The sequence below is a fragment of the Streptomyces sp. AJS327 genome (assembly GCF_013450295.1).
Lineage (GTDB): Bacteria > Actinomycetota > Actinomycetes > Streptomycetales > Streptomycetaceae > Streptomyces.
Genome location: NZ_SKBR01000004.1, coordinates 861,872 through 876,125 on the forward strand (window position 1 = coordinate 861,872; position 14,254 = coordinate 876,125).

Sequence of the window (14,254 nt, forward strand, 5' to 3'; positions counted from 1 at the left end):
GCTCCCCGCGGTCCCGGCTGACCCGGCCGAACCGGCTGATCCCGGAGCGCCCGCCCGGCCGCCCGCCCGCCTGACCGGCCCCGGCCTCGGCGGACGTCCGGTTTCTCCCGGACGTCGCGGTGCTGGACAATGGCTGGGTGAGCGCACCACATACCACCGGGTACGGTTCCCCCGGCACGCGCGGGCGGCCGGTCCCGGCCGAGGCGCCCGCCACCGCACCCCAGCCGGAGGACCCACCCCCACCGCGGGCCTGGGCCGAGATCGACCTCGACGCGGTCCGGGCCAACATCCGTACGCTGCGCGGCTACGCGCGCGGGGCCGAGGTGATGGCCGTGGTGAAGGCGGACGGCTACGGCCACGGCGGGCTGCCCTGCGCGCGTGCCGCCCGGGAGGCGGGCGCGAGCTGGCTGGGCACCGCCACCCCCGAGGAGGCGTTCGCGCTGCGCGCGGCGGGGGACACCGGCCGGATCCTGTGCTGGCTGTGGACCCCCGGCGGGCCGTGGGCCCGTGCCATCGCGGAGGACGTGGACGTCTCCGCGAGCGGACACTGGGCACTGACGGAGATCGTCGAGGCGGCGCGCGCGCTCGGGCGCCCGGCCCGTGTCCACCTCAAGGCCGACACCGGACTCGGCCGGAACGGCTGCCAGCCCGCCGACTGGCCGGAGCTGGTGGCGGCGGCGCGCGCGGCGGAGGCGGAGGGCGCCATCCGCGTCACCGGCGTCTGGTCGCACTTCGCCTGCGCCGACGAGCCCGGCCACCCCTCCATCGCCGCGCAGCTGACCGCCTTCCGGGCGGCCGTCGCCGAGGCGGAGCGGGCGGGCCTCACCCCGGAGGTCCGGCACCACGCGAACTCCCCGGCCACCCTGACGCTCCCGGACGCCCACTTCGACCTGGTGCGCCCCGGCATCTCGATCTACGGCCTCGCCCCCTCCCCGGAGGTCGGAGTGGCCGCCGACCTCGGACTCCGCCCGGCGATGACGCTCCGCGCCTCGCTCGCCCTGGTCAAGCGGGTGCCCCCGGGGCACGGCGTGAGCTACGGCCACCACTACCGCACCGCCGGTGACACCACGCTCGCGCTGGTCCCGATCGGCTACGCGGACGGCGTCCCCCGGCACGCCTCGGACCGTGGTCCGGTGCTGGTCGCGGGCGCCTGGCGGACGGTGGCGGGCCGTGTCGCCATGGACCAGTTCGTGGTGGACCTCGGCGGCGACACCGCCTCGGCCGGTGACCCGGCGACGCTCTTCGGCCCCGGGGACGCGGGCGAGCCGACCGCCGAGGACTGGGCGCGGGCCGCCGGGACCATCGCCTACGAGATCGTCACGCGCGTCGGCGGCCGGGTGCCGCGGGTATACCGGGGATAGCCGAACGGCCGCCTCGCGCGCGGACGTCGGGCCGGCGCCCGGACCGTGGCGCGCGAGAGTGGACGACGCCGAGCGACCGCGCGCGGCGACGGAGACGGTGCACGCCGGAACACGGCGCACTACGGGTGGACGGGGGCTCAACCGTGACGAGGGAGAACGCGGGAGCGGGCGGCCCGCCCTGGCCGCGCGGCGCGGGGGTCGCCGGGGCCGCGGTCGGGCTGGTGGCGGTCGGCGTGGCCGTCGAGCGGATGACGGTGCACCGCACCGTCCGGCGCGAGGCCCGTCTCGCCCTGGACGCCCAGGGACCGTACGGCACGCTCCGCGGCACCCCGGGCACCGCGACCACCGAGGACGGGGTGCCCCTCCACTACGAGGTGGACGAGCCGGACGCCGTACCCGAACCGGACGCCGTACCCGAGCCGGACGCCGGACAGGAGCCGGACACCGGACCCGGGACGGAGGGGGCGCCGGTCCCCGGGGCGTCGCCCGGGCCGGGGGCGCCGACCGTGGTGTTCAGCCACGGCTACTGCCTCAGCCAGGACAGCTGGCACTTCCAACGGGCCGCGCTCCGGGGCGCGTTCCGGAGCGTCTACTGGGACCAGCGCGGGCACGGCCGCTCGGGCCGGGGCCCGGGCGGGGAGCCGGTCAGCGTCGACCTGCTCGGCCGCGACCTGAAGGCGGTGCTGGACGCCGCCGCCCCGGAGGGGCCGCTCGTCCTCGTCGGCCACTCGATGGGGGGAATGACGGTGATGGCGCTCGCGGACCAGTATCCGGAGTTCGTCGCGGAGCGCGTGGCCGGGGTCGTTCTCGTCAACACCAGCGCGGGCGGGCTGGACACGGCGAGCTACGGACTGCCGCTGCCCGAGGCCGCGCTGCGGCTGCTGCGCCGCGCGCTGCCGGGTGTGCTGCGCGGTCTGGCCAGCCGGACGGAGCTGGTCGAGCGGGGGCGGCGGCACGCGGCGGACCTGCTCGCGGGGCTCGTCAAGCGGTACGCCTTCGGCAGCCCGGACGAGGTGGACCCGGGTGTGGCCCGGTTCGCGGAGCGGCTTATCGAGGCCGTACCGATCGACGTCGTCGCGGAGTTCTTCCCCGCCTTCGCGGAGCACGAGAAGACGGCCGCGCTCGCCACGCTCGACGGAATCCCGGCGCTGGTCCTCGCGGGCGACCGCGATCCGCTGACCCCCAGGGAGCATGCGGAGGCCATCGCGCGGGCCCTGCCCGCCGCCGAGCTGACGGTGCTGGAGGGCACCGGGCACCTCGCGCCGCTGGAGCGTCCCCGGGAGGTCACCGAGCGGCTCGGGGCGCTGCTGGCGCGTACCATCCGGACGCATGGAAGCACCGCACGACCCGTCCCCCCCGCCCCCGCCGCCCGGCCAGCTGCCGACACCCCGCCCCGCCGCCACGGCCGCCCGAACCGTCACCGTTGAGACCGCCGACCAGATGCGGGAGCTGGGACGGCGCCTCGCGGCCGTGCTGCGCGCCGGTGATCTGGTCCTGCTCACCGGGGAGCTGGGCGCGGGCAAGACCACGCTGACGCGGGGCCTCGGCGCGGGGCTGGCGGTGCGGGGCGACGTCACCTCGCCCACCTTCGTCATCGCCCGGGTGCATCCGCCGCTGGGGGAGGGCCCGCCGCTGGTGCACGTCGACGCGTACCGGCTGGGCGGTGGGCTGGAGGAGATGGAGGACCTGGACCTCGACGTCTCGCTGCCGGAGTCCGTGGTCGTCGTGGAGTGGGGCGAGGGCCGGGTGGAGGAGCTGACCGAGGACCGGCTGCACGTGGTGATCGAGCGCGCCTCCGGCGACGCCACCGGGCCCGGCGTGGACGAGCGGGTGGTCCGGCTCACCGGCGTCGGCCCCCGCTGGGTCGGCGCGGAGCTGCCCACCCTCTGACCCGTACGCACCACCCCGGTGCCTCGCCTCCCCGGCGCCCGCCGCAGCCTGACGGCACCCTCCGACCCCCGTACGCACCCACCCCGGCAGGTCTCCTCGTGGCTCTCGGCCACGGCCTCCGGGGCACCACGCCCCGTACCCAGCATCCCGCCCGGGCTCCGGGGCCGTCCGGGCTCCGGGCCGTCCCGCGCGTCGCCCGCGCGCGGCCCCGACCGGGGCCGAACTCACCGTGTGCTGAGGCTCGTCAGGCCCGTCAGGTCCCCCGTCAGGTCCGTCGCCACGGAGGGTGGTGGCGCCCGTCGTCCCCGGTGAGGAGCGCGCGCCAGCGTTCCGACAGGGTGTCGGCAAGATGTTGCGTGGGCGGTCTTTCCCATGGTCCTATGGTTGAAGACAGCTGGGTTAGGTACACCTAACCACCCGGCATCCCGAGTCAGGGAGGGACCATGACGGCCCATGAGCGTGAGCGGAGGCGGGAGCCGGTGTCACCGGTGCCGATGAGCGATCTGCTGGCCTCCTGCGCCGCCGCCGCCGCGGTGTCCACCCCGCCCCCGGATCCGGAACCGGCCGAGTCCGAGACCCGGCGTCCGGCGCGCGTCTCGCGCCCCGGGTGCGGACGCCCCGAGCCGGGTCAGGACGCCGCCTAGCCCCCGGCGGGCGCCTCCGGACGCGTGCGTCGCGCGCGGGTCCGGACGGGGCGCCGGACGGGGCGGCTCCCCCGCTCGGCCCGCGAACCGGTCCCTCGGTACGGCCCCCGGCGTGGCCCCGGAGTCGGGTTCCCGGCGCGGGGGTTCCCCGGGGCGGGCGGCGGAGGCTGCCCTCAGCGGACGACGACGACCTTCGTGCCGATCATCGTGAACCGCCACATCGCCTCGCCGTCCGGCCGGGACTCCCGGACTCCGCCCGTCCGCTGTCCCGTCTCGCGCTCCGGCATCGTGCCGTCGATGGCGGCGCTGAAGCCGACCGTGGTGCCCTGCACCGTCGCGAAGCGCACGACGTTCTCCACGGGGACGCCGTCCGAGCCGGTGACGTGCGCGGCGCGGGACTCCACGCGGTAGCCCCCCGGCGGGGGATTGACCGCGCTCGGGGTGACCTTGAACGTGCGGACGACCTTGTCGCCCTTGTCCACCAGCCAGACCCGCTGGCGCTTCAGCGCGTAGACCACGCGCTTGCCGTTCCCCGAGTCGGCGGGCAGCGCCTCGGCCCGCTCCTTCGGTGAGTCCTTCGCGTCCTTCGAGGGGGACGAGGACGGCGGGGGCTTGCGGGCCGAGGCGTCGTCCTGCGCGGCGGACGCCTGGTACGCGAAGAAGCCGATGATGGCGAGCGCCCCCGCGGTCAGCGCGGTCACGGCGATTCCGGCCCCGTGCGAACCACCGCCGGACTGTGCGGGCCCCCCGCTGCTGCCTGCCACCGTGCGCCGCCACCTCTCGTCCAGTACGCCGTCGTCGAGCCGCGCGGCGCGGCCCGGCCGCACCGCTGCCGACGGTAGCAGCCGGAGGGAGCGCCTCCGCCCCCGTGGCCGGGGGCCGCCGTCTGCCCGCCCGCGATCCGCGCGGACGCTGTCCGGCTTCCTCCGGTGAGACTTGGACCGGTGCCCGACATTGTGTTCGCATGTGGCGATGACCCCCCACGGTTCATCGACACGTTCCACAACTTCCGTACCACGTACACCGAATCCTTACGCGGAGCTGGCGCCGCCCGGCAGCCCGCCGGCGGACCCCCCGAGCCGGAACCCGTACGAGGAACTGGCCGCCGAACCGGACCCCGCCGAGGGACCAGGCGCCCCCCACGGCTCCACCGGCCGCACCGGCCCCTCCGGCCCCTCTGGTTCATCCAGCCAAACGGACACCCCCCACGCGGGCGGCGCCCTCGACGAGGGCCCGCTCGGGTTCACCTTCCGCCCCGACGACGGGCCGGACGACCCGGACTCCGAGCACTCCGGCCACTCCGGGTACTCCGGCTACTCCGACTACGAGGAGCGGATGCCGTACCTGCGGGCCGTGCGCAGACGCCGCCGCTCCCGGCTGTGGTTGCTGATCAAGTGCGTGGTGGGCTGCGTGGTGCTGCTGGCCTTCCTGTTCGTCGCGGACCGCTGGGCGGCGCTCTACGCCGAGGGCAAGGCGGCGGAGAAGGTGAAGGACTCGCTGAACCTGCACGCCGAGCCGGAGGTGCACATCCGGGGCTTCCCCTTCCTCACCCAGCTCGCGGGGGACCGCCTCGACCACGTCGAGGTGACGATTCCGGACATGCCCGCGGGCCGGATATCGGTCGCGCAGGTCAGCGGTTCGGTGCGGGACGTGCGGATCGTCGGGGACGCGCCGACCTCCATCAGGGGCGCGGTACTCGGCAGCATGCGGGCCGACGTGCTCCTGGAGTTCGACGACCTCGACCGTGAACTCGGCACCTCCCAGGTCGGGTTCAGTTCCGGCGGGCCGAACACCGTCCTGGCGGACGGCAAGCTGCCGGTCGCCGGGGAGGAGGTGGCCGTCCGCGCCCGGGCCCACCTGCGGCGGGACGGCGACAAGGCGGTGGGCACCACCGTCGACAACATGCTGCTGCGCGTCCCCGGCCGCTTCCGCTACACGCCGGGCGAGAACGGCGGGTTGCTGCTCGACCGTCCGGTGGCGGAGCGCATCCAGCGGGACGCCGAGAAGGCGCGGGCGCTGTTCGAGGTGCGGGCCTTCGCGGAGCGCTTCGGGCTGACCCCGGAGCGCGCCCAGCGCGTGCGGGCCAGCGACCGCGAGCTGAGCCGGGTGACCCGCAAGCCCACGTTCACGCGGGAGCTGATGCAGGTCAACGTGTTGGACGTGGCCGTCCGGAACCCCGCGCTGCTGGAGAAGCTCGGCATCGACCCGGCGCTGGTCGCGGGGCTGCGGAAGATCGAGGAGCCGGAGTTGGCGGAACGGCTGTCACTCTCCGTCTCGCTGCCCGACCTGCCGGGCGAGGTGAGGCTGCGGAGCGTGTCCGTCGTCAAGGAGGGGATCCGGGCGAAGGTCACCGGTTCCGGCGTCCCCTTCGGCTCGGCCGCCGAGAAGGACGGCAAGGGCGGCCGGTAGCGCGACACCGCCGGGCCAGGGGGGTGGCCCGGCGGCAGGACGGCCGGGGCCGGGCGACGGCGGCGGGGAACCCCCGGCGCCGCCGTAGGCTGGGGGTGTGCTGCTCGCTCTCGACACCGCAACCCCAGCCGTCACCGTGGCCCTGTACGACACGGACGGTGACCGCGTCCTCGCCTCCTCCGACGAGACGGACGCGCGCCGTCACGGCGAACTGCTGCTGCCCGCCGTCGACCGGGTGCTGCGCGCCGCCGAGGTGCCGCTGCCCGAGGTCACCAGCGTCGTCGTCGGGGTGGGGCCCGGCCCGTACACCGGCCTCCGGGTGGGGCTGGCCACCGCCGAGGCGTTCGGCGCCGCGCTCGGCGTCCCGGTGCGCGGCCTCTGCACGCTGGACGGCCTCGCGTACGCCTCCGGGCTGGACACCCCCTTCGTCGTGGCCACCGACGCCCGCCGCAAGGAGGTGTACTGGGCGCGGTACGCCAACTCCCGTACGCGACTGGGCGATCCGGCGGTCAACCGGCCCGGCGAGCTGCCGCCCGAGGTACGCGAACTCCCCGCGGTCGGCGCCGGGGCGGCGCTGTACCCGGCGGACTTCCCCGGTCTGCGCGCGGACCTCCCGGCCGGTCAGTCCGCCGCCGCGCTGGCCCGGCTGGCCGCCGAGCGGCTGGCCGGGGGAGCCGACTTCCCACCGCCGCGGCCGCTCTACCTCCGGCGACCCGACGCGAAGGTTCCGGCCAACTACAAGGTGGTCACCCCCCAGTGACCGGAACACCGGCAGCGGGCCCGGAGGGTGAGGCGCGGGTCGAGCTGCGCGAGATGCGCTGGTGGCACATCGCCCGCGTCACCGAGCTGGAGCGGCGGCTGTTCGAGGAGGACGCCTGGTCCGCCGGGATGCTCTGGTCGGAGCTGGCGCACGCGCGCGGTCCCGGGGCCACCCGCCGCTACCTCCTCGCCGTCGACCGGGACACCGGCGAGATCGTGGGCTACGCGGGCCTCGCGGCCGTCAGCGGCAGCGCCGACGTACAGACCATCGGCGTCCTGCCGAGCCACCGCCGCGCGGGCCTCGGCGCCCGGCTGCTCTCCGCGCTGCTCTCCGCCGCCACCGCCTTCGGCTGCCACGAGGTGCTGCTGGAGGTGCGGGTCGACAACCCCGGGGCCCAGCGGCTGTACGAGCGCTTCGGCTTCGCGCCGGTCGGCGTGCGGCGCGGCTACTACCAGCCCGCCGGGGTCGACGCCCTCGTGATGCGCCGGACCGCGGAGTCCGCGGGGTTTCCGGCACCCCCGACACCCCTGGCTCCCCGAGCCGACCAGGATCCCCACGTCTCCCGGGAACACAAGGAACACGAGAACCATGGCTGATGAACCGCTCGTCCTCGGTATCGAGACCTCCTGCGACGAGACCGGCGTGGGGGTGGTGCGCGGGCACACCCTGCTCGCCGACGCGGTGGCGTCCAGCGTGGACGAGCACGCCCGGTACGGCGGCGTCGTCCCGGAGATCGCCAGCCGCGCCCACCTGGAGGCGATGGTGCCCACCATCGAGCGCGCGCTGCGCGAGGCGGGCGTCGCCGCGCGCGACCTGGACGGCGTCGCCGTCACCGCGGGGCCCGGCCTCGCGGGCGCGCTGCTCGTCGGCGTCTCCGCGGCGAAGGCGTACGCCTACGCGCTGGGCAAGCCGGTCTACGGCGTCAACCACCTCGCCTCGCACATCTGCGTCGACCAGCTGGAACACGGCGCGCTCCCCGAGCCGACGATGGCGCTGCTGGTCTCTGGCGGCCACTCCTCGCTGCTGCTCGCGCCGGACATCACCACGGACGTCCGCCCGCTCGGCTCGACCATCGACGACGCCGCGGGCGAGGCGTTCGACAAGGTCGCCCGGGTGCTGCACCTCGGCTTCCCCGGCGGACCGGTCATCGACCGGTACGCCCGCGAGGGGGACCCGGCCGCCATCGCCTTCCCGCGCGGGCTGACCGGCCCCCGCGACGCCCCGTACGACTTCTCCTTCTCCGGCCTCAAGACGGCCGTGGCCCGCTGGATCGAGGCCCGGCGCGCGGCGGGTGAGGAGGTGCCGGTGGCCGATGTGGCGGCCTCCTTCCAGGAGGCGGTCGTCGACGTGCTGACCCGTAAGGCCGTCCGGGCCTGCCGGGAGGAGGGCGTGGACCACCTGATGATCGGCGGTGGGGTCGCGGCCAACTCCCGCCTGCGCGCGATGGCGGAGGAGCGCTGCGCCGCCGCGGGGATCACGCTGCGCGTCCCCCGGCCCAAGCTGTGCACGGACAACGGTGCGATGGTCGCGGCGCTCGGCGCCGAGATGGTGGCCAGGAACCGCGCGCCCTCCGGCTGGGACCTCCCCGCCGACTCCTCGCTGCCGGTGACGGAACCCCACCTCCCGGCCAGCGGAGACCCGCACGGACAGGACCCCGGACACGGCCACGAGCCCGGACACACGCACGGCCATGGCCACCGCCATGACCACGACCACAGCCACGACCACGTGCACGAACTGAGCGGGAAGAACCTCTACTCGTCATGACCGTAGCCCTGATGTGGGAGTCCAAGGCCGCGCCCGGGCGCGGCGCCGAACTGCTCGACTGGGCCCGCGAACAGCGGCTCACCCCGCCGCCCGCGCGCCGGGAGACCTTCGCGGCCGAGGGCGGACGGGTGCTGGTGATCAGCTGGTGGGAGGCGGACCTCTCCGCCGAACTACCCGAACTCCCAGACCCCCCGGGGCCGTTGGTGGCCCGACCGGTCCACCGCTGGCGCTTCGAGCAGGTCTGACCGTCCCGCACCGGCCTCCCGTGCGGACCTCCCGGGGCGGGCTCAGGAGGTGGGCGGGGGACCGAAGGGCAGCGGCTCGTCCGGCAGCGTCAGCGTGAACTCCTCGGTCAGCATGCGCCGTAGCTCCGTGGCGTCCGTGGCGGAGATGTCCTGGACCGTCAGACCGACGTCCTCGCGCGCCCGATGGACCGCGTCACCGGTCAACAGCCGGTAGCCGTCCGGCAGTACACGCATGACCCGTGGAGTGTGGTGGAACGGCGAGCGCGGATGCGTCGCGGCGTACCAGTTGATGACGTTGAAGTCCGGTGCCTCGTACGGCTCCAGGGTGAACAGGTACTGGTCCGCCCAGCCGTCTCCCTCCTCGTACGCCTGGAGCGTCCAGCGCTCCAACGGCTGCTTCCCGGACGGCTCCTGACACACCAACCGCCGCCACCTGCCGCCCACCTGACGGTGTTCCGTGTCCGGGACGAGCGGCACCGGCTCCAGCAGCGCCCCCGGTGCGCCGAAGCCCGCGTCGGCCAGGTAGGGGGTGCCCGTGTCCGGCGACCGCACCAGCAGGCACATGTGGGTACGCGGGCGGACCGCCCCGCGCGCGCCGACCTGGACGCGCGCGGCCAGCGTCGTCACCTCGAAGCCCAGTGCCGAGAACACCGCCGCTAACAGGGAGTTGTGCTCGTAGCAGTACCCGCCCCGCCCGCCGTGGACGAGCTTGGACTGGAGGTCCGCCACGTCCAGCGAGGGCGCCGCGCCCCCGAGCGGTTCGAGGTTCTCGAAGGGGATCGCGAGGAGATGTGCGTACTGCACCGCGCTCAGGGTCTCCACGCTGGCCTCGTGCGGACCGGTCCAACCGATCCGGGCGGCGTAGGCGTCGAGGTCGATGGCGGACGGGGAATCCGAAGTGGTGCCGCTCTGCTCCGACATGACTGTGAGCCTAGGACAGCCGGGTCCCCGCGTCGCGCCCTCCGGGTGCCGAGTCTTCCCGGTACGCCGTGACCGTCCCCGGCCCCGCGCCCGACCCCAACGAGCCCATCCGACGGGGGCGTTCGGTACCGCACGGCCAACGGACGTGCCACACGCGAACCTTCACCCGACCGGGAGACCTCCCCGGACCGGTACTGCCGTCTCGCGCTACCCAACTTCCGGCATACGGACGACCGTTGCCCATGTTCCCCGCTCAGGAGGGGAGTTCGGATTCCGTGGCGTCCCGCAGCGGATGGCCGAGCAGCATCGCCGGTGCCCCCGCGACCCGGGTCAGGAAGACCGTGCAGGACGCGCGCCCGGACAGCCTGAGCTTGCGGCGCAGCTCCTCCGGCTCCACCGCCGAACCCCGCTTCTTCACCTCCACCACCCCCACCCCACGTTCACGCAGCAGCGCCCGCAACCGCTTGACGTTGAAGGGGAGTTGGTCGGTGATCCGGTACGCGGGGGCGAACGGGGTCGGACGCGGGAGGTCCGAGGTGACGTAGGCGATGGTCGGGTCGACCAATCGGCCCCCGGTGTCGGCCGCGACCTCCGCCACCAGGTGCGCGCGGATCACCGCGCCGTCCGGCTCGTAGAGATAGTCCCCCACCGGACCCGCCTCCGGATCGGGGCGACCCGTTCCCAGCAGCGTGACGTTGGCCCCGGGCCCGGTCCTCCCCGGCCGTCCGCGCGGGGAGCACAGCGTGGCACGGGTCCGCCCGGGGCTGCCCCCGCCGAACCAGAGCACCGCCTCCTTGACGTCCCCGGCGTCCGAGACCCACTCGGCCTCCGCCTCCCCGGGCACGGCCTCGTGTGGAATTCCGGGCGCCACCTTCACCGCCCCGTACGCCGCCGTCCGCGCCGCCGCCATCGCCCAGCTGAGCGGGGGTTCGTACGCCTCGGGGTCGAAGATCCGTCCGCCGCGGCCACCTCCGCCCCGTGCCCCGCGCCGCGCCGGGTCGACGAACAGCCCGGTGGCCGGATCCGCGAGCGCCCCCGCCCACCCCCCGCCGTCCGTGCCGTCGCCGCCGCCCCCGCCGGTGGTGCTGTCCGTACCCGCGGTGCTGTCCGTACCGTCCGCGCGGGCCGGTCCGGCGACCTCGGCCAGCACCTCGGCCACGTCCGCCTGGCGCACCTCGATCAGCTCGCCGAGCCCCAGCGCCTCGGCGTTGGCCCGGGCCACGGCGCAGGTCAGCGGGGATCTGTCGACGGCGAGCACCGCGATGCCCGCCCGGGCCAGGGCCACCGCGTCCCCGCCGATCCCGCAGCAGAGGTCCACCACCCGGCGCACCCCGAACTCCTCCGCGAAGCGCCCCGCGCGGTGGGTGGCCACGCTCGCCCTGGTCGCCTGCTCCAGCCCGTCCGGGGTGAAGTACATCCGGGCGGCGTCCTCGGCGCCGAACTTGGCGACCGCGCGCTGCCGCAGGCGGGCCTGCGTGAGCGCGGCCGACACCAGCGGCGCCGGATGGTCCCGGCGCAGCCGGGTCGCGACGGACAGCTCGTCCGCCGGGGCGAGGTCGCGGAGCGAGGTGAGCAGCGCTCCGCCCTCCTCGGTCAGCAGGGCGGCGAAGGCGTCGAGGTCGTCGAGGTCGGTCACGGTCTCATTGTGCGGGGGCGCGTGGGAGCGCGGACGGGCGGGCGGGGCGCCGTGCTCCGTGCGCTGACCCGGCGACGGCGCCGGCGACGGCGCCGTGGGGCCGCCCAACGGCGCCCGGACGCGGCCCCGTTCAGGCCCCGGGGCGGGGAGAGACGGAGGCGGGGGAGGCGGGGAAAGCGGGAAGCGGCGAAGCTGCCTCGGGGTGCCGGGGTGCCGGGGTGCCGGGGTGCCAGCGGGCCGGTGCGGTCACGCGGGCCGGGGCGGGGCCGGATCGGCGGACAGCGGGGGCCGGAACCGGCGCGGCTGGCACTCGGCTTGACCGAGTGCTAATGCCCGCATAGTCTCGGCGCTGGCACTCTCCCTCAGGGAGTGCCAAGAGTACGCGACGGGCAGATCCGGCACCCGCGACGACGGATCTTCCAGGTCGCCACCCCAGACATAAGACCCCGTGATGAGATCTCCGAAGGGGGAGGTCGGATCGTGACGACCGCCAGCAAGGTTGCCATCAAGCCGCTTGAGGACCGCATCGTGGTCCAGCCGCTCGACGCCGAAGAGACCACGGCCTCCGGCCTGGTCATTCCGGACACCGCCAAGGAGAAGCCCCAGGAGGGCACCGTCCTGGCCGTGGGCCCGGGCCGATTCGAGGACGGCAACCGCCTGCCGCTCGACGTCAACGTCGGCGACATCGTGCTGTACAGCAAGTACGGCGGTACCGAGGTGAAGTACAGCGGCGAGGAGTACCTCGTCCTCTCGGCCCGCGACGTTCTCGCGATCGTCGAGAAGTAAGTCATCGAAGATTGCTCCTGATCCGCGCCCTGGTCCCCGCAGTCGTGTACGCCGCCGCGTACGCGCTGGCCGGGGCCGGGGCGCGGCTCGTTTGAGAGGACCGAACAGCTCCCATGGCCAAGATCCTGAAGTTCGACGAGGACGCCCGGCGCGCCCTTGAGCGCGGTGTCGACAACCTGGCGAACACCGTCAAGGTGACGATCGGCCCGAAGGGCCGCAACGTCGTCATCGACAAGAAGTTCGGCGCCCCGACCATCACCAACGACGGCGTCACCATCGCCCGTGAGGTCGAGGTCGAGGACCCGTACGAGAACCTGGGCGCCCAGCTGGTCAAGGAGGTGGCGACCAAGACCAACGACATCGCGGGTGACGGCACCACCACCGCGACCGTGCTGGCCCAGGCGCTCGTCCGCGAGGGGCTGCGGAACGTCGCCGCCGGCGCCTCGCCCGCCGCCCTGAAGCGCGGGATCGACGCGGCCGTCAAGGCCGTCTCCGACGACCTGCTCGCCGTCGCGCGGCCGATCGACTCCAAGGAGGACATCGGCGCCGTCGCCGGGCTGTCCGCCCAGGACGACCAGGTCGGCGAGCTGATCGCCGAGGCGATGGACAAGGTCGGCAAGGACGGTGTGATCACCGTCGAGGAGTCCCAGACCTTCGGTCTCGAACTGGACTTCACCGAGGGCATGGCCTTCGACAAGGGCTACCTCTCGCCGTACTTCGTGACCGACCAGGAGCGGATGGAGGCCGTCCTCGACGACCCCTACATCCTGATCCACCAGGGCAAGATCAGCTCCATCCAGGACCTGCTGCCGCTGCTGGAGAAGATCATGCAGGCGGGTGGCTCGAAGCCGCTGCTGATCATCGCCGAGGACGTCGAGGGCGAGGCCCTGTCCACGCTGGTCGTCAACAAGATCCGGGGCACCTTCAACGCCGTCGCCGTCAAGGCTCCCGGCTTCGGTGACCGCCGTAAGGCGATGCTGGGCGACATGGCCACCCTCACCGGCGGCACCGTCATCGCCGAGGAGGTCGGTCTCAAGCTGGACCAGGCCGGGCTGGACGTGCTGGGCACCGCCCGCCGCGTGACGGTCACCAAGGATGACACCACCATCGTCGACGGCGCGGGCAGCGCCGACGACGTGCAGGGCCGGGTCGCCCAGATCAAGGGCGAGATCGAGGCCACCGACTCCGACTGGGACCGCGAGAAGCTCCAGGAGCGGCTCGCGAAGCTCGCCGGTGGCGTCTGCGTGATCCGCGTCGGCGCGGCCACCGAGGTCGAGCTGAAGGAGAAGAAGCACCGCCTGGAGGACGCCATCTCCGCGACGCGCGCCGCCGTCGAGGAAGGCATCGTGCTCGGTGGCGGCTCCGCCCTGGTGCACGCCGCGAAGGTGCTGGACGGCAACCTCGGCAAGGAGGGCGACGAGGCCACCGGTGTCGCCGTCGTCCGCCGCGCCGTCGTCGAGCCGCTGCGCTGGATCGCGGAGAACGCCGGGCACGAGGGCTACGTCGTCACCTCCAAGGTGGCCGAGCTGGAGAAGACCCACGGCTTCAACGCCGGCACCGGCGAGTACGGCGACCTCATCAAGGCGGGCGTCAACGACCCGGTGAAGGTGACGCGTTCGGCGCTGGAGAACGCGGCGTCCATCGCCTCGCTGCTGCTGACGACCGAGACCCTGGTCGTCGAGAAGCCGGCCGAGGAAGAGGAGGCCGCGGGCGGCCACGGCCACGGTCACGCGCACTGAGCGAGGTCCGACAGCACGCGGCTCCGCCCGTGTGACGGAACGGCCCGGGGCCCGCTTCCCACCCACGCGGTGTGGAAGCGGGCCCCGACGCGTCGC

At 74.6% G+C, this 14,254-nt stretch carries 14 protein-coding genes; 11 read left to right on the top strand and 3 right to left on the bottom strand.

Going from position 1 to position 14,254, the window contains the following annotated elements; all coding sequences use genetic code 11:
- Positions 1-260 precede the first annotated feature (260 nt).
- The 4 genes from alr to E0L36_RS25645 all read left to right on the top strand — a co-directional run bounded on the left by alr (position 261) and on the right by E0L36_RS25645 (position 3,895).
- Positions 261-1,361: an alanine racemase gene (alr, locus tag E0L36_RS25630; protein ID WP_308416940.1), complete on the top strand. Its 1,101-nt coding sequence runs from the start codon at positions 261-263 to the stop codon at positions 1,359-1,361.
- Positions 1,362-1,504: 143 nt separating this feature from the next.
- Positions 1,505-2,788 carry an alpha/beta fold hydrolase gene (locus E0L36_RS25635; RefSeq protein ID WP_308416931.1) on the top strand — a complete coding sequence of 428 codons (1,284 nt, stop codon included), beginning with the start codon at positions 1,505-1,507 and terminating at the stop codon, positions 2,786-2,788.
- A complete protein-coding gene (gene tsaE, locus E0L36_RS25640) occupies positions 2,691-3,251 on the top strand; it encodes a tRNA (adenosine(37)-N6)-threonylcarbamoyltransferase complex ATPase subunit type 1 TsaE (RefSeq protein WP_180931610.1) in 561 nt (186 codons plus the stop codon). The genes E0L36_RS25635 and tsaE overlap by 98 nt, the downstream gene beginning before the upstream one ends.
- A 443-nt stretch (positions 3,252-3,694) precedes the next feature.
- A complete protein-coding gene (locus E0L36_RS25645; RefSeq protein WP_180931611.1) occupies positions 3,695-3,895 on the top strand; it encodes a hypothetical protein in 201 nt (66 codons plus the stop codon).
- A 173-nt stretch (positions 3,896-4,068) separates the two neighbouring features.
- Here E0L36_RS25645 and E0L36_RS25650 read toward each other — a convergent pair whose 3' ends face one another.
- The gene (locus E0L36_RS25650; RefSeq protein ID WP_180931727.1) at positions 4,069-4,596 is read right to left on the bottom strand and encodes a L,D-transpeptidase; all 528 of its coding nucleotides are present in this window, start codon (positions 4,594-4,596) and stop codon (positions 4,069-4,071) included.
- Positions 4,597-4,867: 271 nt separating this feature from the next.
- Between E0L36_RS25650 and E0L36_RS25655 the strand changes: the two genes are divergently transcribed.
- From E0L36_RS25655 to E0L36_RS25675, 5 genes are all read left to right on the top strand, one after another.
- Positions 4,868-6,304: a DUF2993 domain-containing protein gene (locus tag E0L36_RS25655; protein WP_180931612.1), complete on the top strand. Its 1,437-nt coding sequence runs from the start codon at positions 4,868-4,870 to the stop codon at positions 6,302-6,304.
- Between the two features lie 97 nt (positions 6,305-6,401).
- Positions 6,402-7,064 (top strand): tRNA (adenosine(37)-N6)-threonylcarbamoyltransferase complex dimerization subunit type 1 TsaB, encoded by a 663-nt coding sequence (gene tsaB, locus E0L36_RS25660; protein WP_308416932.1) that lies wholly within the window; start codon positions 6,402-6,404, stop codon positions 7,062-7,064.
- Between the two features lie 53 nt (positions 7,065-7,117).
- A complete protein-coding gene (rimI, locus tag E0L36_RS25665) occupies positions 7,118-7,660 on the top strand; it encodes a ribosomal protein S18-alanine N-acetyltransferase (protein ID WP_180931729.1) in 543 nt (180 codons plus the stop codon).
- The gene (tsaD, locus tag E0L36_RS25670) at positions 7,653-8,831 is read left to right on the top strand and encodes a tRNA (adenosine(37)-N6)-threonylcarbamoyltransferase complex transferase subunit TsaD (protein ID WP_180931613.1); all 1,179 of its coding nucleotides are present in this window, start codon (positions 7,653-7,655) and stop codon (positions 8,829-8,831) included. Before rimI ends, tsaD begins: the two co-directional genes overlap by 8 nt.
- Entirely contained in the window at positions 8,828-9,076 is a 249-nt protein-coding gene (locus E0L36_RS25675) for a hypothetical protein (RefSeq protein ID WP_180931614.1), read from the top strand. Before tsaD ends, E0L36_RS25675 begins: the two co-directional genes overlap by 4 nt.
- A 42-nt stretch (positions 9,077-9,118) precedes the next feature.
- Here E0L36_RS25675 and E0L36_RS25680 read toward each other — a convergent pair whose 3' ends face one another.
- Together E0L36_RS25680 and E0L36_RS25685 are read right to left on the bottom strand one after the other, a co-directional pair.
- Complete coding sequence (locus E0L36_RS25680) at positions 9,119-9,997, bottom strand: arylamine N-acetyltransferase (protein WP_180931615.1); 879 nt, start codon at positions 9,995-9,997, stop codon at positions 9,119-9,121.
- A gap of 253 nt (positions 9,998-10,250) precedes the next feature.
- A complete protein-coding gene (locus E0L36_RS25685; RefSeq protein ID WP_180931616.1) occupies positions 10,251-11,633 on the bottom strand; it encodes a methyltransferase domain-containing protein in 1,383 nt (460 codons plus the stop codon).
- Between the two features lie 477 nt (positions 11,634-12,110).
- Here E0L36_RS25685 and groES point away from each other — a divergent pair, with 477 nt between their 5' ends.
- A complete protein-coding gene (groES, locus tag E0L36_RS25690) occupies positions 12,111-12,419 on the top strand; it encodes a co-chaperone GroES (RefSeq protein ID WP_070011585.1) in 309 nt (102 codons plus the stop codon).
- A 113-nt stretch (positions 12,420-12,532) separates the two neighbouring features.
- The gene (gene groL / locus E0L36_RS25695) at positions 12,533-14,158 is read left to right on the top strand and encodes a chaperonin GroEL (protein ID WP_180931617.1); all 1,626 of its coding nucleotides are present in this window, start codon (positions 12,533-12,535) and stop codon (positions 14,156-14,158) included.
- Positions 14,159-14,254: the final 96 nt, after the last annotated feature.